Raw genomic sequence first — 17,577 nt, 5'->3', positions numbered from 1 at the left:
GGATGTCTTGACTGTGTTCATGAACGCCAAGACGCCGATCGCAGCGGATACGTGCAGGAGTGGTGGCTGCGGGGCCGCGGCCGTCGGCCTGGGGGTTTACCCGGCGATCCAGAGGTCGGGGCCGAAGACCTCGTAGTGGACGGCCTCGGCCGGCAGGCCGCGGCGCAGGAGGTCGCCGCGGACGGTGCGCATGAAGGGCAGCGGGCCGCAGAGGTACGCGGTGGTGTGCGCGCGGATGTCGAGTGCCGCGATGTCGGCGTGGCCGGCGGATGTCCCGGCGGGCGGCGGGCCGTCGACGTGCTCGTACCAGAGGTGGAGCGTGGCGTCGGGGAGGGCCGCCACCAGTTTGTGCAGCTCCTCGCGGTGGGCGTGGTCGGCGGGGCTGCGGTCGGCGTGGACGACGGTGACCGGGCGGGTGGGGTCGCTGACGGCGATGTCCTTGAGCATGGCCAGCATGGGGGTGACGCCGATGCCCGCAGAGGCGAGCAGGAGGGGGCCGTCGCCGGGGGCGACGACGAGGTCGCCGAAGGGGGCGGAGACGGTGAGCGTGTCGCCCGCCTGCGCGTGCTCGTGGAGGTGGCAGGAGACCTCGCCGTCGGGGAGCCCCTCGTCGCGTACGCGCTTGACGGTGATCCGCCACGCGGCCTCGTCAGGGGCGGAAGTGAGGCTGTACTGCCGTATCTGCCGTGCGCCGTCGGGGAGTTCGACCCGCACGCTGACGTACTGCCCGGCGCGCGGGACGGCGAGGGGGCGGCCGTCGGCGCGGCGGAGGGCGAGGGAGACGACGTCGGGGGTCTCGGTCCGCCGCTCGGTGACGGCCATCTCCTGCCAGACCTCGCCGTCGGCGGCGCCGGCCTGCTGGTAGAGGCGGGATTCGAGGGCGATGAGCGCGTTCGCCATCAGCCAGTAGACCTCGTCCCAGGCGGCGGCGACCGGCGGGGTGACGGCGTCGCCGAGGACGTCGGCGATGGCGGCGAAGAGGTGGGTGTGCACGATCTTGTACTGGTCGGCGGTGACACCGAGGGAGGCGTGCTTGTGCGCGATGCGCGCGAGCATCGCGTCGGGGCGGGTGCCGGGGTGTTCGACGAGTACGCCGGCGAAGGCGGCGATCGACCCCGCGAGCGCCTTCTTCTGCTCGCCGTTGGCCTGGTTGCCGCGGTTGAACAGGTCGCGGAGCAACTCGGGGTGGGCGGTGAAGAGCTTCCCGTAGAAGAGCTCGGTGATCTCTTCGATGGCGCCGCCCACGGCGGGCAGGGTCTCGCGGATGACGGGGGTGGCCTGCTCGGAGAGCACAGGACCTCCAAATTGTCGTTTGGGATTCCAATTATGGACGGGACGAATCCCCAAGGCGGAGGGAGGGTCCGCGGGGGCGGGGGCCGGTCAGCCGGGGCGGGGGCCGGTCAGGCTGACGAGGACCGGGCCGGTGGGCGCGGCCACCAGGTCGCCGACGGTGAGGGGGTCGAGGGAGGCGTAGAAGGCCTCTTGCGCGTCGCGCAGCGCCCGCCGCAGCCGGCACGCGGCCCGCAAGGGACAGGGCGTGTCCCCCTCGCAGGAGACGACCTCCCCGCCCCCTTCCAGCTCGCGGACCAGCCAGCCGACCGATGCGCGCCGCCCCAGGGAGGTGAGGCCGAGCCCGCCGCTGCGCCCGCGCCTGGCCTCGACGACGTCGAGGTGCCGCAGGCGGCTGATCACCTTCGCCATGTGGCTGTAGGTGATGCCCACGGTCTCCGCGACCTCCCGGGTGGTCAGGGACACGCCTTCGTCCGCGACGGCCAGGTACATCACGGCCCGCAGGCCGGCATCAGTGAACTTCGTCAACCGCACGGCGCCACGCTAACAAATACGCATTGGTGATTCCGATTCACCCCCCTGGGGAAGTGCCGACTCCGCCGCGGCCGTACGGGCTCCGCGGTCCGGTCAACCGCCCGGCGGGGCTTGGCCGCAGCGTCCCGCCCTGGCCTCGTCGGCGGCGGGCGCCGGGTCTGCCGGGCGCGGCCGGGGCAGCCGGGCCAGCAGCTCCCGCGCCCCGGTGACGGCCGCCGCCCGGCCGGGCGGCCCCGGCGGAACGGACCGTACCGCGTCCAGCGCCCGGTACACCCGGTGGTCCAGGGGCAGCGGCAGCAGGGCCAGATGCACATCCCTCAGCGCCCTGCGCATGCCTCTGCCGTCCTCCGGGTCCGTCTCCACGAGCTCCGTCAGCCGGGCGTGGAGCAGCGCGTACTGCTCCGGGTCCAGCGCGTCGCGGAGGCCGTCGGCGTGCTCGCAGATCAGGATGAGCAGGCGGTACGCCGATCCGGCGGGGTCGTCTCCGTCGTTCATGGGATGCCTCCTCCCTCCCCGTTCCAGCAAAGCAAGCCGGCAGGTCGCTTCCGGGTCGACTTCCGGTCATAGCCCGGGAATTACGGGACGACTGCCCCGGAAACGACCGGTCCGGCGCCATGATGAAGCCACCGAGCGGAGTCGTTCGACGGCGGACGGGAGCGGGGACGTGGTGGGTGGCGAAACGAGCGGCGGCCCGCCCGAGCTGCGGGCCAGGGTCGAACGGGCGAGCCGGCGCACGGCCGTACTGGTCGAGGAGATGCGGAGCGGTTCGGCGCCCCCCGGGGAAGTGGCGGAGGCGGTCGCCGAGCTGTCGGCGCTGCGTACGCTCCTGGAGGGCGGCGACCGCCGCCTCCTGGGCCTGGTCACCGCGCGGCTCGGCGCGCTGCTCGCGCTGCGCCACGCCACCGGGCAGGGCACCCGGGAGGACCGCAAGCGGGCTCAACTCCTGCTCCGCGAGGTACGGGACCCGTCGGCGCCGGCCGGCGAGGACGTACCCGCGGAGGAGAAGCGGTGGGCCGCACTCTTCCTGCTGATGGCCTCGGACCTCGCCGCTCCCGGCGGCAGCCCGGGGGTGCCGGCGAGCTTCTGGCCGGTCTTCGACCAGATCCGGCAGGCGGAGCCCGGCACCATCGCGGCCGGCGGGGCGGAACTCGTCGCACTGACGGAGGAGGCCGCAGAGCTGCCGCTGCCCCCGCACGCCGTGGCGAAGCTGCGGCAGATGCACGGCATCGTCTCGTCCGTGCAGAACGGCGGGCTGTCCGACCCGCAGGCGCTCCTGGCGATGCTGCCGCCGGACTTCCCTTTCCGGGACGAGCTGCGCAGCATCATCGGCATCCTCGCAGGCGTGCCCGGTACGGCACCGCCGCCCGCCGGCCCCGCCCCGGAGCCGGACGCGGACCGGGCGACGGACGCGGACCCGGCGACCGATGCGGACCCAGCGGCGTACGCCGGTACGGAGCCCGACGCGGACGCCGGTGCGGAGCAGAAGGACGTGCCCCTCGACCCGGTCCTGAGTTCGTGGCTCTCCTCCATGGTGGGCGCCGTCGAGACCCTCCGCACCGGCGACCCCGAGTCCCTCAACCGCACCCTCGGCCGGCTGGGCACCGAACTCGACCAGCCCGCGGACCCCGGCGACCGGGCGCAGATACAGAACCTCATGCGCCTGGTGCTGCAGATGGGCCGGATGTTCAGCGCCAGCCGCCAGGACGAGGAGGTCGCCGGCGACCACCTGGGCCGCATGGTCGGCTACTTCGAAGAGGGACCGGACTTCGACCCGGCCGCCCAACTCGGCGTCGGGGCACGGCTCATAGCCCTCCTCACCGAGGCGCACCGGGCGGAGCAGGCGGATTCGCAGCCCGACCTGGAGAGGCTGACGGCCGAACTGGAGGCCCTGGAACGCACCGTCCCCGCCGACCACCCCTTCCGCTGGATGGCGCTGCTCGCCCTCGGCTCCACGCGCAGCACGCTCGCCGTGCGCACCGGCGACAAGGACCAGATCCGGCGCGGCATCGCCCAGCAGGAGGAGGGCCTCGCCCGCGCCGCGCACCTCGGCCTCCCCGGCGACCTGACGGCGCAGTTGCAGAACGGGCTGCGTACCGCCGACGCCTGGCTGGGCCAGGACCGCGGCCTCCTGCCCGCGCAGACCCCGGTGCCGCCGGAGGCCTCCACGGAGTCCCACTACGGCGCCGCCCTCGCCGCCGCCGTGCGCTACTCCCTCACCCGCGAACCGGCCGACCTGGACGCCGCCATCGGCGGCCTGGAGCACGTCCGCCACGCCGTCCGCCAGGGCCGGAGCCCGCACCTCGCCGCCGACGCCCTCCGGCAGCTCGCGGAGAACTACCGGACCCGCCTGTCGCTCACCCACGACCCCGCCGACCGCGAGGCCGCCACACAGGCGGCGCTGGAGTCCCTGCAGGCGCTCGCCGGCGACGTCGTCCTGCAGACCGGCCCCGAGCACGGGCTGCTCACCGCGCGCGAGGGCGCCGACCTGGGTGTACGGACCGCCATCTGGGCGGCGTCGCAGGGGCGCGTCGCGGACGCCGTGGCCGCGCTGGAACTCGGCCGTGCCCTCGTGCTCCAGGCGGCCTCCACCTCTCGTGCCGTACCCGAGCTTCTCGAGGACCGCGGCCATCCGGAGCTGGCCCGGGCCTGGCGCTCGGCCGGCGCGGACGGCGCGGACGGCGACCCGGACTCCCGCGCGCTCCCCCGCGAACTGCCCAGCTCGCTGCGCCACCGGGCGCTGAGGGCCCTCGGCCACCGGGACCCCGAGGGCGAGCTGTTCCGTACGCCGACGGTCGGCGAACTCGGTGCCGCGGTCGCGCAGGGCGGGGCCGACGCGCTGGTGTACCTCCTCGCCGGGCAGGACGACCTGCCCGGCATGGCGGTGGTCGTGGGCCCGGACGGCACGCAGGTACGGGCGCTGCCGCAGCTGTCCCGCAAGGCGAGCGGCCCGCTGGAGCGCTACCTCGACGCGGCCGCCGAGCGGCAGCGCACGGGCGCCGAGTCCGCCGTACGGGCCTGGGAGGACGCGCTCGTCGAACTCTGCGACTGGGCGGCCGGAGCGGCCGTGGTCCCCGTCCTGACCGGCGTCGCGAAACGGCTCGCCGCCGACGGGGCCCGCCGCCGCGGCCGGCCCGGTCCCGCCCGGCTCGTCCTGGTGCCGTGCGGCCGCCTCGGCATCGTCCCGTGGCACGCGGCCCGCATCCCCTCCGGAGCGACGCGGAGGTACGCCTGCGAGGCGGTGGTGATCAGCTACGCGGCATCCGGCCGCCAGTTCGCCGACTCGGTGCGGCGCGCGCGGAGGGCGCCCGAAGCCGATCCCGTGCTCGTGGCGGACCCCAGCCTGACCCTGCCCCACGTCGAGTTGGAGGTGACCGCGCTCTACGACGCCTGCTACCCGCGGGCGCGCCTCCTCGGGGAGCTGTACGAGCCGCCCGTCGAACCGGAGGCGTCCGGCACCCCCGAGGACGTCCTGCACGCCCTCGACGGCACCCCGTCCCTGCTCCACGTGGCCTGCCACGGCTCCGCCGGCACCAGCCCGACGGCCTCCGCGCTGCAACTCGCGCAACCGGGCACCGGCACGCGGCCGGCCGCGGAGAACCTCACGGTGGCCCGGCTGCTGGAGCACCGGGACGGGGAGCACGGCGGGAGCCAGGACCGGGGCCGGGGCCGGGAAGACGACGCAGCCGACGGCCCCCTGGTCGTACTCAGCGCCTGCGAGACGGACCTCAGCAACCGCGACCACGACGAGGCCCTCACGCTCACGACCGCGTTCCTCTCGCGCGGGGCACGCGACGTGGTCGGGTCGCGCTGGGCCGTGCAGAGTTCGGCCGCGGCCCTGATGATGGCCGCCTTCCACCACTATCTGCGGGTCGACGGCCACAGCCCGGTCGACGCCCTGAGGGCCGCCCAGCGGTGGATGCTCGACCCGGACCGCCGGAAGCTGGAGTCGCTCGGCGGCAGGCTCCTCCACGAACTCGGCAAGGTCCCGCGACTGGACCACCCGGCGGCCTGGGCCGCCTTCACCCACCAGGGCCACCCGGGCCCGGCAGGCACCTGACCCAGGGCAGCCGAGCCGGGGCACTTGAGCAGCGACATCTGACCCGCGGACCCTGGCCAGGCGGTCTGCCCGGAGCAGACGGGATACCGCACCGGCGACCGGGCTGCCATGCTGGCCCCATGCCGAACGACGACGCCACCGACAGCCTCCGCACCGCCGAACGCCGCCTCCAGGCCGCCCAGCTCGCCTCCGACACCGCCGCGCTGGACGAACTGATCGACGACGCGATGCGGTTCACCGGCCCGGACGGAAGCGTGTACACGAAGGACGACGACCTGCGCGCCCACGAGACGGGCCAGCAGATCCTGACGAGCCTCAAAGAGGAAGACGTCCAGGTTTTCGCCACCGCGGACACCGGCGTCACCTGGTTCCTCGGCACGCTGGAGGGCTCCGTGGGCGGGCAGCCGATGCGCGCGCGGATGCGCTACACCCGCACCTGGCATCGCGACCGGGCGACGGGTTGGAGGATCATCGCGGCACACGCCAGCTTCGTAGCCGAAGGATCCCCGGACACCGGCGACGGGACGCGCGCCGACTGACGGTCCGCCGGCCGCGGTTCACTCCTCGCTCGTGGGCCAGGTCTCCCAGACGAGGTCCAGGCGTCGGTAGGCGTCGTCGAACCAGTCGTCGGCGAGGGGGACGGTGACCGTCACCGAGGTCAGGGACATGGCGTGGTCCCTGATCCTGACACGGCACCGCTCGTCGTCGTCCAGTTCGATGAAGAACCAGGGAGCACGCGATCCCTCGCGCCAGGCGATGTCGTGGCCCGCGTCGAGCGCGTCCAGAGCCTGCTGCCACTCCGTCAGGTCCTCGGGGAAGACCCAGGTCTTCAGCGTGCCGCGGACGAACCCCGTGTCGACCACGAACTCGCCGACCAGCACATCGTCCTCGTCGGGACGCTTCCGCTCCTCCTTCCCGGCGATCCGCAGGATGACGCTGTTGCCCTCCCCTTCCAGGCGGATCAGGTCGATCGGATCCTCAGCCATGACTAGCCCTCCCGGCTCACGCGTGTCGCCGCAGACTAATGGCCGCCACTGACAGCGGCCGGCTGCGGGGAGCCCGACGAGGCGCACGGGCGGGGGTGTCAGTGCGCTGAAGTAGCCTTCCCGGCCATCGCACTTCGACCGGGAGGACCAAGAGACTTGAGCCGCCTGACCACGTTCCCGCTGCCCTTCCAGGCGGCGCGTTCCCACACGTTCGCGACGCCCCGGACCCTGCGGGAACTCCAGATGATGCAGTGCAGCGCCCATATACGGGCGAAGCCGCAGTGGTTCGACAAGATGAACGACTCCGGCATCGTCGCCAGGTGGACGGAGGAAGCGGTCGCCCAGGGCCTCACGGAAGCGCAGGTCCGCTACGTGCTCGCCGAGCTGGCGCACTACGCCGCGCTCCGGGACGCGGGCACCGGCATCGAGGTGTCCGCCGTCGACGGGGTGTGGCAGTCGGACACGCTGGTCGACGACGCGTTGCGGTCCCGGCTGCGGGAGGCGGTCCGGGTGCTGGAGGAGGTCCCCGAGGCGGAGCTGGACTGGCATCCCGGGTCCGGCGGGCAGGTGCTGGATCTGGTGCACCCGTCGCTCTTCTGCCTCGTACGGGAGGCGAGCGGCGGGCCGGAGCGGGCCTGGGAGAACCCGACGGACCGCTGGTCGAAGTACGAGTTCTCGGAGAAGTTCCAGTGGCTGCCCACGGACGTCGACGTCAGCGGGGACGGCGAGGTCGCCTTCCGCTCGTACGTCAACAACGTCCACCCCGGGAAGCACAGCGAACTCTCCGCCGTGCTGCCGGACATGTTCGCCCGGCTGCGCCCGCTGCTGGAGAACGTGCTGACCGACCTGCGCCATCCGCGGCCGCCGCGCATCGAGGTGGACCCGTACAGCTGGTACGACGAGTCGGTCGAGGACGCCTATCCCGAGGAGGAGGACTACAGCGACGAGGACGCGTACGAAGAGGCCGTCATGACCTGGGAGGAGGACCGCAGCCCGGTCCTCCCCGACGCCCCGGACTTCACCCCGCCCGAGCCGCCCGACGAGACCGCCCGGGTCGACCTGCGCGGCCGCCGCCTCCAGGTCATCGTCAAGCTCGCCTCCATCCACCTCACCCCCGACAGGCCCGAGTACGCCGGCGGGTCCTGGCATGTCGAGGGGATGATGAACGAGCGGATCGTCTCGACCGGCATCTACTACTGGGACAGCGAGAACATCACCGACAGCACCCTGAGCTTCCGCACGGCACTCACCGAGCCGCGGTACGAGCAGAACGACGACAACGGCGTACGCGACGTCTACGGCCTGGAGAACGAGGACGCCCTGAACCAGGTGCTGGGATCGGCGCCGACCCCGGCGGGCCGGTGCCTGGCGTTCCCGAACATCCTCCAGCACCGCGTCGGCGAGTTCCGCCTCGCGGACCCCACGCGCCCGGGGCACCGGAAGATACTCGTGTTCTTCCTCATCGACCCGTCGAAGAACATCGTCTCGACCTCCGACGTGCCGCCGCAGCAGCCGTGGTCCGACACGTCGACCATGACGCTGGAACAGGCCAGGGACTACCGCGAGCAGCTCATGCAGGAAAGGAAGTTCTTCGTCGACGAGCACAACGAGCAGCTCTACGAACGGGAGTTCTCCCTCTGCGAGCACTGACGCCCTCCGGGGTCGCACGCATCCCCGTGAGCGGCCGGCGGCACCTCGGCGGCCTGGCGTGCGAGCAGGCGTTCGCTCAGGTCCCAGAGCCGCCGTGCCGACCCGGGGTCGACGGCGTGGGGTACGACGGTGGCCCGGGGGTGCTGTTCGGTGGCGAAGTCGATGGGCTCGGGGTCCTCGTCCAGTTCTGAGATGTCGTTGTCCTTGAGGTAGACGCCGCCGATCCCCGCGAGCGCGGGGCTGGTCGACGCGAACACGCTGGTGCTGGCCCCCTGTTGCAGGGTCTTCTTCTCGCGGCCGGGGTCGATGACGGGGCGGCCGGAGTCGTCGATGAGCCCGATCGCCCGGAGCGCCTCGTCGCCCATCCACGGCGCCCGGGGCGCGCCGTCGGCGCCGTCGCCGTCGCCGTCGGCGGCGCGCCAGGGCCCCAGTTCCGTACCGACGACGATGCCCGGGTGGACGGCGTAGCCGCGGATGCCCTCCGCGGCCCAGCGGCGGTCCAGTTCGACCGCGAACAGCACGTTCGCGGTCTTGGACTGGCCGTACGCCAGCATGCCCATGTCGTCGTAGCCGGCGGTGAAGTGCGGGTCGTCCCAGCGGATGCCGGAGAGGCGGTGGCCGCCGGACGTCAGGTTGACGACCCGCGCGCCGCGGGCGGCGCGCAGCGCGGGCAGCAGGCCCAGGGTCAGCTGGAAGTGGCCCAGGTGGTTGGTCGCGAACTGCGACTCGTAGCCGCGCGCGTCCCGGACGAGCGGGCCGCCCATGAGGCCGGCGTTGTTGAGGAGCACGTGCAGCGGGCGCCCGGAGTCGACGTACCGGGCGGCGAAGGCGTCGACCGACCCGGGGTCGAGCAGGTCCAGCCGGGCGGTCTCGACGCGGGCGATCCCGGCGAGCTTCGCCGCGGCGCGGCCGGGGTTGCGCGAGGCGACGGTCACGGACGCGCCCGCCCCGGCGAGTGCGCGGGTGGTCTCCAGGCCGAGGCCGTTGTGGCCACCGGTGACGACGACGTTCGTACCCGTGAGGTCGATGCCCGCCAGTACGTCGGCGGTCGTCGACGCGGCCGTGAAGCCGGTGCCGATGGGGTGCTGCCTGTGTGCGGTGTGGTCCGTCATACGTCCACTCTGTGCGCGATCTGCCGGACGATGAATACTTGTCGGTCCGCCTTTCTTGCGTGAGAGTACGGGCATGGCAGCTGATCGGCTCTCGGAGGCGTTCGATCTCATCGAGGTCCGCGGCGTGGTCTCGGGCGGCTTCGCCGTACGGGGCCCGTGGGTGTCCCGCGCCGCGGTCGAGGGGCTGAAGTTCACCGCGGTGGTGAGCGGCCGGGCCCGGCTGACCACCGACGGCGTCGAGGACCCGGTGGAGCTGGAGCCGGGCGACGTCGCGGTACTCAACGACCGGTCGTGGTTGCGGATCGAGGGCGGCACCGGCGACGGGCCCCGGCAGGAGATCGTGCCCGACGCGGACTTCACCTCAGCCCGACTGCTCGGCGGCGACCGCGGCACCGACATCGTCGTCGGCGGCCATGTCGACCTCGACCCGGCGGGGCGGGCGCTGCTCGTGCACTCGCTCCCGCCGCTGGCGCACGTCCGCGGGTCGGCCGCCGCGGGGGCCAACCTGCGCGGCAGCCTGCACCGGCTGTTCGACGAGGTGACGGGGGACCGCATGGGGGCCGCGTTCGCGATCCGCCAGCACGGCCAGCTACTGCTCCTCGAAGTGCTGCGCGCCTACGCCGGCCAGGCCGGGCTGCCCCCGGGGTGGCTGCGGCTGCTGACCGAGGAACGGCTGCGGCCGGCGCTCGACCTCATCCACGCCGACCCGGGAAGGCCGTGGGGGCTCCGGGAACTGGCGCACGCGGCGGCGATGTCGCGGACGACGTTCGCGGAACGCTTCCGTACGGTGGCGGGCGTACCGCCGCTGACCTATCTCCACCGCTGGCGGATGCTGCTGGCGCAACGGGCCCTGCGCGACGGCGACGCACCGGTCGCCGCACTGGCCGCGGAGCTGGGGTACGCCTCGGCGAGCGCGTTCAGCACGGCGTTCAAACGGGAGGCGGGCGAATCCCCCCTGCGCTACCGACACCGCGCACGAGGGACGTGACGGGCCGGGGGCAGGCCTGCGAGGGCCTCAGCAGCAGTTGTCAGCACCGATCCCACTTCCTCATGCCGACCGTAGCCATGCTAAATAGCCCGAAAACGCCCATCAAGGGCATACGGTCCGTACCCTGGCCAGGGTAATGGCCGCCCGGGCTCCTCGTTTCCGCGTGACCCGACAGAGGGGAACGTACCTCGTACACTCGGCGAGACCGCGGGTGGACGGACGCGGGGCGTCCCTGTTCTCCGGGGTTCCTGCTTTGATTTCTCAGCCCACCGCGCGGATGCAGCGTGCGCTCCTGCGCGCCGGCCACCTGGCCACCTTCGAGCAGATGCCCCTCCTGGTCGCCCGGCACGCCGAGACCGCGGACCTGCACCAGGCGAGGATCTTCGTGACCGACCTCCAGGGGGAAGTGCTGCGGGAGGTGACCGGGCGCGGTTCCGACGCGGGGCGGGGCGGACAGGAGTTCCGGATCCTGACCACCGTGCCGGGGACCGCCTACACCGAGACCAGGCTGATCACGGTCCGGGCCGAGGAGGAGGGCCGTTTCCGGCACTGGATCCCCCTGCTGAACGGCGCCGAACGCCTGGGGGTACTGAGTGTCGACACCGACCACAGCGACGAAGCGTCCCGGGAGGCGATCCAGGACCTGACCTCGCTGGTGTCCCTGCTGCTGGCGGGCAAGCGAACCAACAGCGACGCCTACGCGCGGCTCATCCGGACCACGAGGATGACGGTGTCCGCAGAGATGCAGTGGCCCGTCATGCCGCCCCGAAGCTTCTCCAACGACCGGGTCACCCTCGCCGCGGCCATGGAACCCGCCTACGCCGCCGCCGGGGACGCCTTCGACTACGGGATCGCCGGCGAGACCACCTACCTGGCGATCCTGGACGCCATGGGCCACGACACCGCCGCCGGCCTGGCCGCCAACCTGGCCATGGCGACGTTCCGCAACCAGCGCCGCCAGGGCGCCGCCCTGCCCGACACCTGCGCGGCCATCGAGGACGTGCTCATCACCCATTACACCCACACCCGCTACGCGACCGGGATCCTGGCCGAACTCGACATGGTCACGGGGGTACTGACCTGGGTCAACTGCGGTCACCACCCGCCGGTCCTGGTCCGCGGCGGACGCTGGACGTCGGAGCTGACGTGTCCGCCCTCGCACCCCCTGGGAACCGCCCTCGGCCTCCCCGTCCATGTGTGCGAGGTGCAACTGGAGCCGGGAGACCGGGTTCTGCTGTACACCGACGGCATCACCGAGACGCGCGACGCCGAAGGCCGGGAGTTCGGACGCGATCGCTTCGTCGACTTCGTCATCCGCCACCAGAGCGACGCGCTGCCCGTGCCGGAGACGCTGCGCCGCCTCATCCACGCCGTCCTCGACTACCACGACGGAAAGCTCGACGACGACGCGACCGTCCTGCTCTGCCAGTGGCACGGCAACATCGACCGCCTCCCCGACGCCACCTACCCGCCCATCTGACCGCCCGCCCGGGCGCGGCGGACCCGTCCCCTGCGTGCTCAGTCCCAGGGCCTACGGGACCAGTGGCCTTCTCCCCCGCGAAGCGTACGGGGGTTCAATCCGGTGGGCGACTCGTCGGGCGGGGACGGCTGTGACCGTTGATACCGCTCAAGCGAGCGACATCTGATGGTCCGAGGAGCACGCATGACCGCCCACCATGCCGCGGCGCCCGCCGCGGCACCCGCGCCCCCCGCGCGCACCGCGCCCACCGCAGCCGAGCGACTGCGCGCCGCCTGGAACAGCGCGCACGCCCCCGTGCCCGGCGTCCCCCGGTGGGCCCGGGTCGCCGCGTACGCCGTCCCCCTCGCCGTGCTTCCCTCCGGCCTGTGGCGGATCATGACGGTCGTCTTCCACGTCGGCGACGACGCCGGACAGGGCGCGGGCCAGCTCCCGTCGTGGTTGCCGGCTCCGGTGTACGTCGTCGCCCTGTCCGTGGTCTCCGAGCTGCTGGCCTTCACCGCCATCGGGCTGATCGCCTCGTGGGGAGAGGTCGTCCCGCGCTGGATTCCGCTGCTGGGCGGACGCAGAGTGCCGCCTCTGGCCGCCGTCCTGCCCGCCGCCCTCGGCGCCGTGGTCCTGACCGCTCTGTGGACCACCGCCTTCGTCACCTCGTTGGCCGGGCTCACCATCCAGGGCAGGCAACTCCCGGACGACCACCCCATGGAGATGATGCACGGCTGGCAACTCGCCTTCTTCAACGCCACCTACGCCCCCCTCCTGCTGTGGGGCCCGCTGCTGGCCGCGGTCTGCTTCGCGTACTGGCGGAGGCGCCGTACGGGCACCGTCCGCACGCGCGCGCCCAGGGCCGCGTCGTGACCGGCTTCACCCCCTTCCGGCCGGAGAACCGATGTCACTCCGAGTGAGCGGTTCACCGCCCCAGGCGAAGCCGCGCGGTCCGCGAGCTGCCGGGGTCCGGGCCCTCCGCGGCCGCCCGTCTGCCTGCCTCCCGGCCGCCGGACGTGCCGGACCGCGCGGGTGCGGGACAATGGAAGTGCCAGGTCGGGGTTGTGACCCTACGTGGCAGGTTCTGCCGCGCACGTAACCGCAACCGCCCGGCCGGTCCCTCGCGCATCAGCAAGAGTCGACAGGCGAGAGGAAGGCGGTCGTCATGGCCAGGATCACTCAACGTGTCGCCGACCTGTTCCGGGTCAAGGCCAACAAGGCCCTCGACCGGGCCGAGGACCCGCGCGAAGTCCTCGACTACTCCTACGAGCAGCAGCTGGAGATGCTCCAGAAGGTACGCCGCGGGCTGGCGGACGTCGCGACCAGCCGCAAGCGCGTCGGGCTCCAGGCGGACCAGCTGCGGCAGTCCGCGGACAAGCTGGGCGACCAGGCGCAGCAGGCGCTCGCGGCGGGCCGGGAAGACCTGGCCCGGGAGGCGCTCACCCGCCGGACGGCCGCCGCCTCGCAGGTCGACGGCCTGGAGGAGCAGCAGACGTCGCTGCGGGCCGAGGAGGAGAAGCTGACGGTGGCCGCGGAGCGCCTTCAGCAGCAGGTCGACTCGTTCCGCACCCGCAAGGAGACGATCAAGGCCAGGTACACCTCCGCCGAGGCCCAGACCCGGGTCACCGAGTCCGTCAGCGGCATCGGCGACGAGCTGGGCGATGTCGGCTACGCCGTGCAGCGCGCCCAGGACAAGACCGAGCAGATGCAGGCGCGCGCCGGTGCGCTGGACGAGCTGATCGCTTCCGGGGCACTGGAGGACGCCACCCAGCCGGCCGGCGAGGACGACATCCACGCCGAGCTGGAGCGGGTGAGCGCGGATCAGGACGTGGAGATCGAGCTGGCCCGGATGAAGGCGCAGCTGCCCGCGGGCTCCGGTACGGAGGCGGCGCGGGAGTCCGGTGCCCCGAAGGACGGCTCGGGAGAGGAGGACTGATGCGCAGCCGCTTCGAACCCGACCGGCAGCTGACCATGCGCATGGTGGTCACGATGTTCCTGCTCGGTCTCGTGTACGTGGTGTTCGTCGGCGCGCTGATCGTGCTGCTCAAGTCCGTGGTCCTGGTGATCGTCATCGCCGGCGGGCTGCTGGTCGCTCAGTACTGGTACTCGGACCGGATCGCGCTGTACGCCATGCGCGGCAGATTCGTCACGGCCGAGGAGGAGCCCCAGCTGCACGGCATCATCGACCGGCTGTGCGCCACCGCGGACATGCCCAAACCCCGCGTGGCCGTCTCCGAGATGGACCTGCCGAACGCGTTCGCCACCGGCCGCAACGCCGACCACGCCGTCATCTGCGTCACCACGGGACTGCAGCGCCGGCTGACGACCGAGGAGCTCGAAGGAGTCCTCGCCCACGAGCTGTCCCACGTCGCGCACCGCGACGTGGCGGTGATCACCATCGCCTCGTTCCTGGGCGTGATCGCGGGACTCGTCGTCCGCTTCGCCTTCTACTCCCAGCTCTTCGGCGGCCGCAGCCGCGACCAGAACACCGTCGTCGTCCTCGCCGCCGTCATGGCGGTCTCCGCGCTGGTCTACGCGATCAGCTTCCTGCTCATCCGCGCGCTCTCCCGCTACCGCGAACTGGCCGCCGACCGCGCCGGAGCCATGCTGACCGCGAAGCCCGCCGCGCTGGCCTCGGCCCTGACCAAGGTCAGCGGGGACATCGCCCGTATCCCCACGCAGGATCTGCGCACCTCCCAGGCGTTCAACGCGTTCTTCTTCACCCCCGCCCTCGGCCCCGGCACCGTCGTGGCCAACCTGTTCTCCACCCACCCCAGCCTGGAACGCCGTCTGGAGGCCCTCGCGGAGATCTCCGCCGAGCTGGGCGAACCGGGCGGCGGGACGCCGTGAGAAGGAGCTGAGACCACGTGGGATTCCTGGATTCCCTGTTCGGCCGGTCCAAGCCGGTCAAGCCCGACCTGGACCAGCTCTTCGGCCTGCCCTCGGCGGCGATCACGCTCCAGGCGGCCGTCGGCTTCACGCCGACCGGCGCGGGCTCGGTGTGCTTCGCCTCGATCGAGGGCGGGGCCTTCGCGGAGGTCCAGCGGGAGGTACGGGCCCTGCTGGACGCGGACTCCGAACGGGTCGGCGTGCCCGTGGAGTTCAGCCGCGACGACTACGGGTACTCGTGGCTGCTCTCCCGCCGCGAGCCCGGCGACCTGCCCGCGCTCGTGGGCGACCTGCACGCGGTGAACTCGGCGCTGCAGGACAGCGGGTTCGGGCCGCAGCTCCTCTGCTCCCTGGTGACCTTCCGCGACGCCGACTCGCGGTCCCTGGCGCTGGTCTACCTCTACAAGCGCGGCACCTTCTACCCGTTCGCCCCGCTGTCCGGCCAGAAGCGCGACAACCCGCTGGAACTCCAGGTCAAGGCGGTGGTCGACGACGACCTGCGGGTCGAGCAGGACCTGACCCGCTGGTTCCCCCTGTGGGGCGCCCCCGGGCTGTGAGGAACGGGGCCGGCGGTGGCCGCGGCGGCGCTCAGCCGGCCGTGATCATCTCCTGGAGCACCTCCTCCAGCGGCGTGGGGCGGAGGTCGAAGGTCTCCTCGATCGCGGAGGAGTCCAGGACGAACGGCCGCTGGAACTGGTACTGCATCTCCGGCAACTCCCGTACCGCGGGCGAGAACAGCCCGCCGGCCCGGAGCATCCAGCCCGGCATGGCGCGCAGCCGCGGCTCGCGTACCTCCGCCCGCCGGGCCAGGCGGACGGCGAGTTCGCGCACGGACAGCGGCGGCGGGGTGGGCGCGTGCCAGACCCGGCCCCGGCCGCGCTCGTCCTGCGCGACCGTCACCAGCGCCCGGGCGACGTCGCGGGTGGCCGTCCAGCTGTGCGGGGCGTCGAGGTCGGCGGGCACCAGCGCGGGCTTGCCGGCCAGCACCTTGGGCGCGACGGCGAGGGTGAAGACGGAGACCGCGCCGGCGCCGATGAAGTCCGAGGCGCGGACGGTGGTCAGGCGCACCCGCCCGGCCGAGTGCGCGGCGTCGGCCTGCCGCCAGACCTCCGCCCGGACGCGGCCCTTGACGCTGGAGGGGGCCAGGGGCAGGTCCTCGGTCATGGGTCCGTCGACCGGCCCGTAGGCGTAGAGGTTGTCGAGCATGACGTAGTCGGCGCCGGTGCGCTCCGCCGCGGTGAGCAGCCCCTGGGCCAGGGGCGGGAGGGCCTTGGTCCAGGTGTGGTACGGCGGGGCGGCGCAGTTGTAGAGGGTGTCGGCGCCCGAGGCGACCTCCGAGAGGCGGTCGGCGTCGGACGCGTCGGCGGCGACGCGCTCGATCGACGGGTGCTCGGGCCCGCCGCCGCCGCGGGTGACCAGGCGGACGCGGTGGCCGGCGTCGGCGAGCAGGCGTGCGGTGGCCACGCCGGTGCTACCGGCACCGACCACGACGGCGAGGGACATGGGCTTCTCCAGGGCTCCGGGCGGGCTCGGTGCCAGGGTGCGGCAACCTCTGGACGTACGGCACTGGCCCGGTCGCCGGACACCTGGGTGGCTCAGACTATGCCCACGGCGGGGCGGGGCGCGGCGGTTCCCGCGGCGGGCCCCGGCGAGGGGCGCCCGCCCGTTGCGGGGCGGGCGCCGGGGACCGCCGGCTCAGCCGGTCACGGGAGTTCGCGGAGGGCGAGGGCGTCGTAGACCATCCAGGAGCCTGCCGCGGTGGTGAGGGTGAGGGTGTTCCGGCCGGTACGGAGCCGGTCGGCGGGGAGGGTGACGTCGAGGGTGCCGGGGCGGATGGGGCCGTCCTCTCCGTCGCCCCAGTGGTAGCCCTGGCCGCCGCCCTTGGGAACGGTGACGGTGGCGGCCGGCTCGCCGTTGAGGGCGAGCTCGACGGTCGGCGGCCCGGACTCGTGGGTGTCGATGAGCCAGGCGGTGAGGGCGAGGCCGGCGGCGGGCGCCCGGTCGAGGTCGAAGCGGAGGGTGAAGGTGTGCGGCCGGGCGCCGGCCCAGCCGTCGCTGGGGCCGGGGTGGATGTAGCTCCAGTCGGTGGCGGGGTCGCTGCTGCCGACGGTGAAGTCGACGCCGTCGGGGAAGGTCTCCGGGAAGTCGCCGTAGCGGGCCGGCGCCAGCGCGAACTCCCCGGTGGCCAGGTCGACGGCGCCGATCAGGGCCACCTTCCGGCTCACGGTCGCCGTCAGCTCGCTGCTGAAGTCGCCGCCCTCCCATCCGGCGGTGAGCGTCAGGGTCTGCTCGCCGGTCGCGTCCGCCGGCGGGGTCAGGGTGAACGTGGTCGTGGTCCTGGCGCCGGCGGGCACGTCGACCGACCGGGTCGCGGGCTCGACGGTCCAGCCCTCCGGTGCCCGCACCCCGACGTCGGCGGTGTGGGCCCGGTCGACGTCGTTGCTGTTCACCCGTACCTGGACGGTCGACGGGGTGTCCTGGAGCAGGATCAGCCGCTCCGGGACGGTCTCGATCGACAGCACGGGTGCGACGTTGACGTACGCGATGGCGTCGGGCAGTTCGGTGCCGTCGGCGGCCTGCCCGGAGATCGCGATGCGGTGCAGCCCGGA

16 protein-coding genes are annotated in these 17,577 nt (G+C 73.1%); 9 read left to right on the top strand and 7 right to left on the bottom strand.

Features of this window, described 5'->3' with window-relative positions; translation table 11 throughout:
- Positions 1 to 96: 96 nt before the first annotated feature.
- The 3 genes from LG396_RS12840 to LG396_RS12830 all read right to left on the bottom strand — a co-directional run bounded on the left by LG396_RS12840 (position 97) and on the right by LG396_RS12830 (position 2,319).
- A complete protein-coding gene (locus LG396_RS12840) occupies positions 97 to 1,293 on the bottom strand; it encodes a globin domain-containing protein (RefSeq protein WP_225794871.1) in 1,197 nt (398 codons plus the stop codon).
- A gap of 87 nt (positions 1,294 to 1,380) precedes the next feature.
- Positions 1,381 to 1,824, bottom strand: coding sequence for an RrF2 family transcriptional regulator (locus LG396_RS12835; protein WP_100299063.1), 444 nt, complete (start codon positions 1,822 to 1,824; stop codon positions 1,381 to 1,383).
- 93 nt (positions 1,825 to 1,917) lie between these two features.
- Positions 1,918 to 2,319: a hypothetical protein gene (locus tag LG396_RS12830; RefSeq protein ID WP_225794870.1), complete on the bottom strand. Its 402-nt coding sequence runs from the start codon at positions 2,317 to 2,319 to the stop codon at positions 1,918 to 1,920.
- 169 nt (positions 2,320 to 2,488) lie between these two features.
- Here LG396_RS12830 and LG396_RS12825 point away from each other — a divergent pair, with 169 nt between their 5' ends.
- Positions 2,489 to 5,881, top strand: coding sequence for a CHAT domain-containing protein (locus LG396_RS12825; protein WP_225794869.1), 3,393 nt, complete (start codon positions 2,489 to 2,491; stop codon positions 5,879 to 5,881).
- 119 nt (positions 5,882 to 6,000) lie between these two features.
- Positions 6,001 to 6,420: a nuclear transport factor 2 family protein gene (locus LG396_RS12820; RefSeq protein WP_225794868.1), complete on the top strand. Its 420-nt coding sequence runs from the start codon at positions 6,001 to 6,003 to the stop codon at positions 6,418 to 6,420.
- An 18-nt stretch (positions 6,421 to 6,438) separates the two neighbouring features.
- Here the strand turns inward: LG396_RS12820 and LG396_RS12815 are convergent, their stop codons facing one another.
- Positions 6,439 to 6,867 (bottom strand): DUF5959 family protein, encoded by a 429-nt coding sequence (locus LG396_RS12815; RefSeq protein WP_037740588.1) that lies wholly within the window; start codon positions 6,865 to 6,867, stop codon positions 6,439 to 6,441.
- Between the two features lie 156 nt (positions 6,868 to 7,023).
- Between LG396_RS12815 and LG396_RS12810 the strand changes: the two genes are divergently transcribed.
- The gene (locus LG396_RS12810) at positions 7,024 to 8,517 is read left to right on the top strand and encodes a DUF4246 domain-containing protein (protein WP_225794867.1); all 1,494 of its coding nucleotides are present in this window, start codon (positions 7,024 to 7,026) and stop codon (positions 8,515 to 8,517) included.
- Here LG396_RS12810 and LG396_RS12805 read toward each other — a convergent pair.
- Complete coding sequence (locus LG396_RS12805) at positions 8,484 to 9,629, bottom strand: SDR family NAD(P)-dependent oxidoreductase (protein ID WP_225794866.1); 1,146 nt, start codon at positions 9,627 to 9,629, stop codon at positions 8,484 to 8,486. The genes LG396_RS12810 and LG396_RS12805 overlap by 34 nt on opposite strands.
- A 73-nt stretch (positions 9,630 to 9,702) precedes the next feature.
- On the opposite strand from LG396_RS12805, the gene LG396_RS12800 reads away from it, so the two are divergent.
- From LG396_RS12800 to pspAB, 6 genes are all read left to right on the top strand, one after another.
- A complete protein-coding gene (locus LG396_RS12800; RefSeq protein ID WP_225794865.1) occupies positions 9,703 to 10,617 on the top strand; it encodes an AraC family transcriptional regulator in 915 nt (304 codons plus the stop codon).
- A 277-nt stretch (positions 10,618 to 10,894) separates the two neighbouring features.
- The gene (locus LG396_RS12795; protein ID WP_225794864.1) at positions 10,895 to 12,097 is read left to right on the top strand and encodes a PP2C family protein-serine/threonine phosphatase; all 1,203 of its coding nucleotides are present in this window, start codon (positions 10,895 to 10,897) and stop codon (positions 12,095 to 12,097) included.
- A 183-nt stretch (positions 12,098 to 12,280) separates the two neighbouring features.
- A complete protein-coding gene (locus LG396_RS12790) occupies positions 12,281 to 12,952 on the top strand; it encodes a hypothetical protein (protein ID WP_225794863.1) in 672 nt (223 codons plus the stop codon).
- Positions 12,953 to 13,244: 292 nt separating this feature from the next.
- Positions 13,245 to 14,015: a PspA/IM30 family protein gene (locus LG396_RS12785; protein ID WP_100299072.1), complete on the top strand. Its 771-nt coding sequence runs from the start codon at positions 13,245 to 13,247 to the stop codon at positions 14,013 to 14,015.
- A complete protein-coding gene (gene htpX, locus LG396_RS12780; RefSeq protein WP_225794862.1) occupies positions 14,015 to 14,929 on the top strand; it encodes a zinc metalloprotease HtpX in 915 nt (304 codons plus the stop codon). The genes LG396_RS12785 and htpX overlap by 1 nt, the downstream gene beginning before the upstream one ends.
- Before the next feature lie 17 nt (positions 14,930 to 14,946).
- The gene (pspAB, locus tag LG396_RS12775) at positions 14,947 to 15,525 is read left to right on the top strand and encodes a PspA-associated protein PspAB (protein ID WP_225794861.1); all 579 of its coding nucleotides are present in this window, start codon (positions 14,947 to 14,949) and stop codon (positions 15,523 to 15,525) included.
- Between the two features lie 31 nt (positions 15,526 to 15,556).
- On the opposite strand, the gene LG396_RS12770 is transcribed toward pspAB, so the two are convergent.
- Together LG396_RS12770 and LG396_RS12765 are read right to left on the bottom strand one after the other, a co-directional pair.
- Entirely contained in the window at positions 15,557 to 16,471 is a 915-nt protein-coding gene (locus tag LG396_RS12770) for an NAD-dependent epimerase/dehydratase family protein (protein ID WP_225794860.1), read from the bottom strand.
- Between the two features lie 200 nt (positions 16,472 to 16,671).
- Positions 16,672 to 17,577 (bottom strand): polysaccharide lyase family protein (locus LG396_RS12765; RefSeq protein ID WP_225794859.1); only part of this gene is annotated, 906 nt, incomplete at its 5' end.

The sequence above is a fragment of the Streptomyces aculeolatus genome, from assembly GCF_020400605.1.
Lineage (GTDB): Bacteria > Actinomycetota > Actinomycetes > Streptomycetales > Streptomycetaceae > Streptomyces > Streptomyces aculeolatus.
Note: the sequence above shows the minus strand (reverse complement) of the source record. Positions and strands in the feature narration are given on the sequence as shown.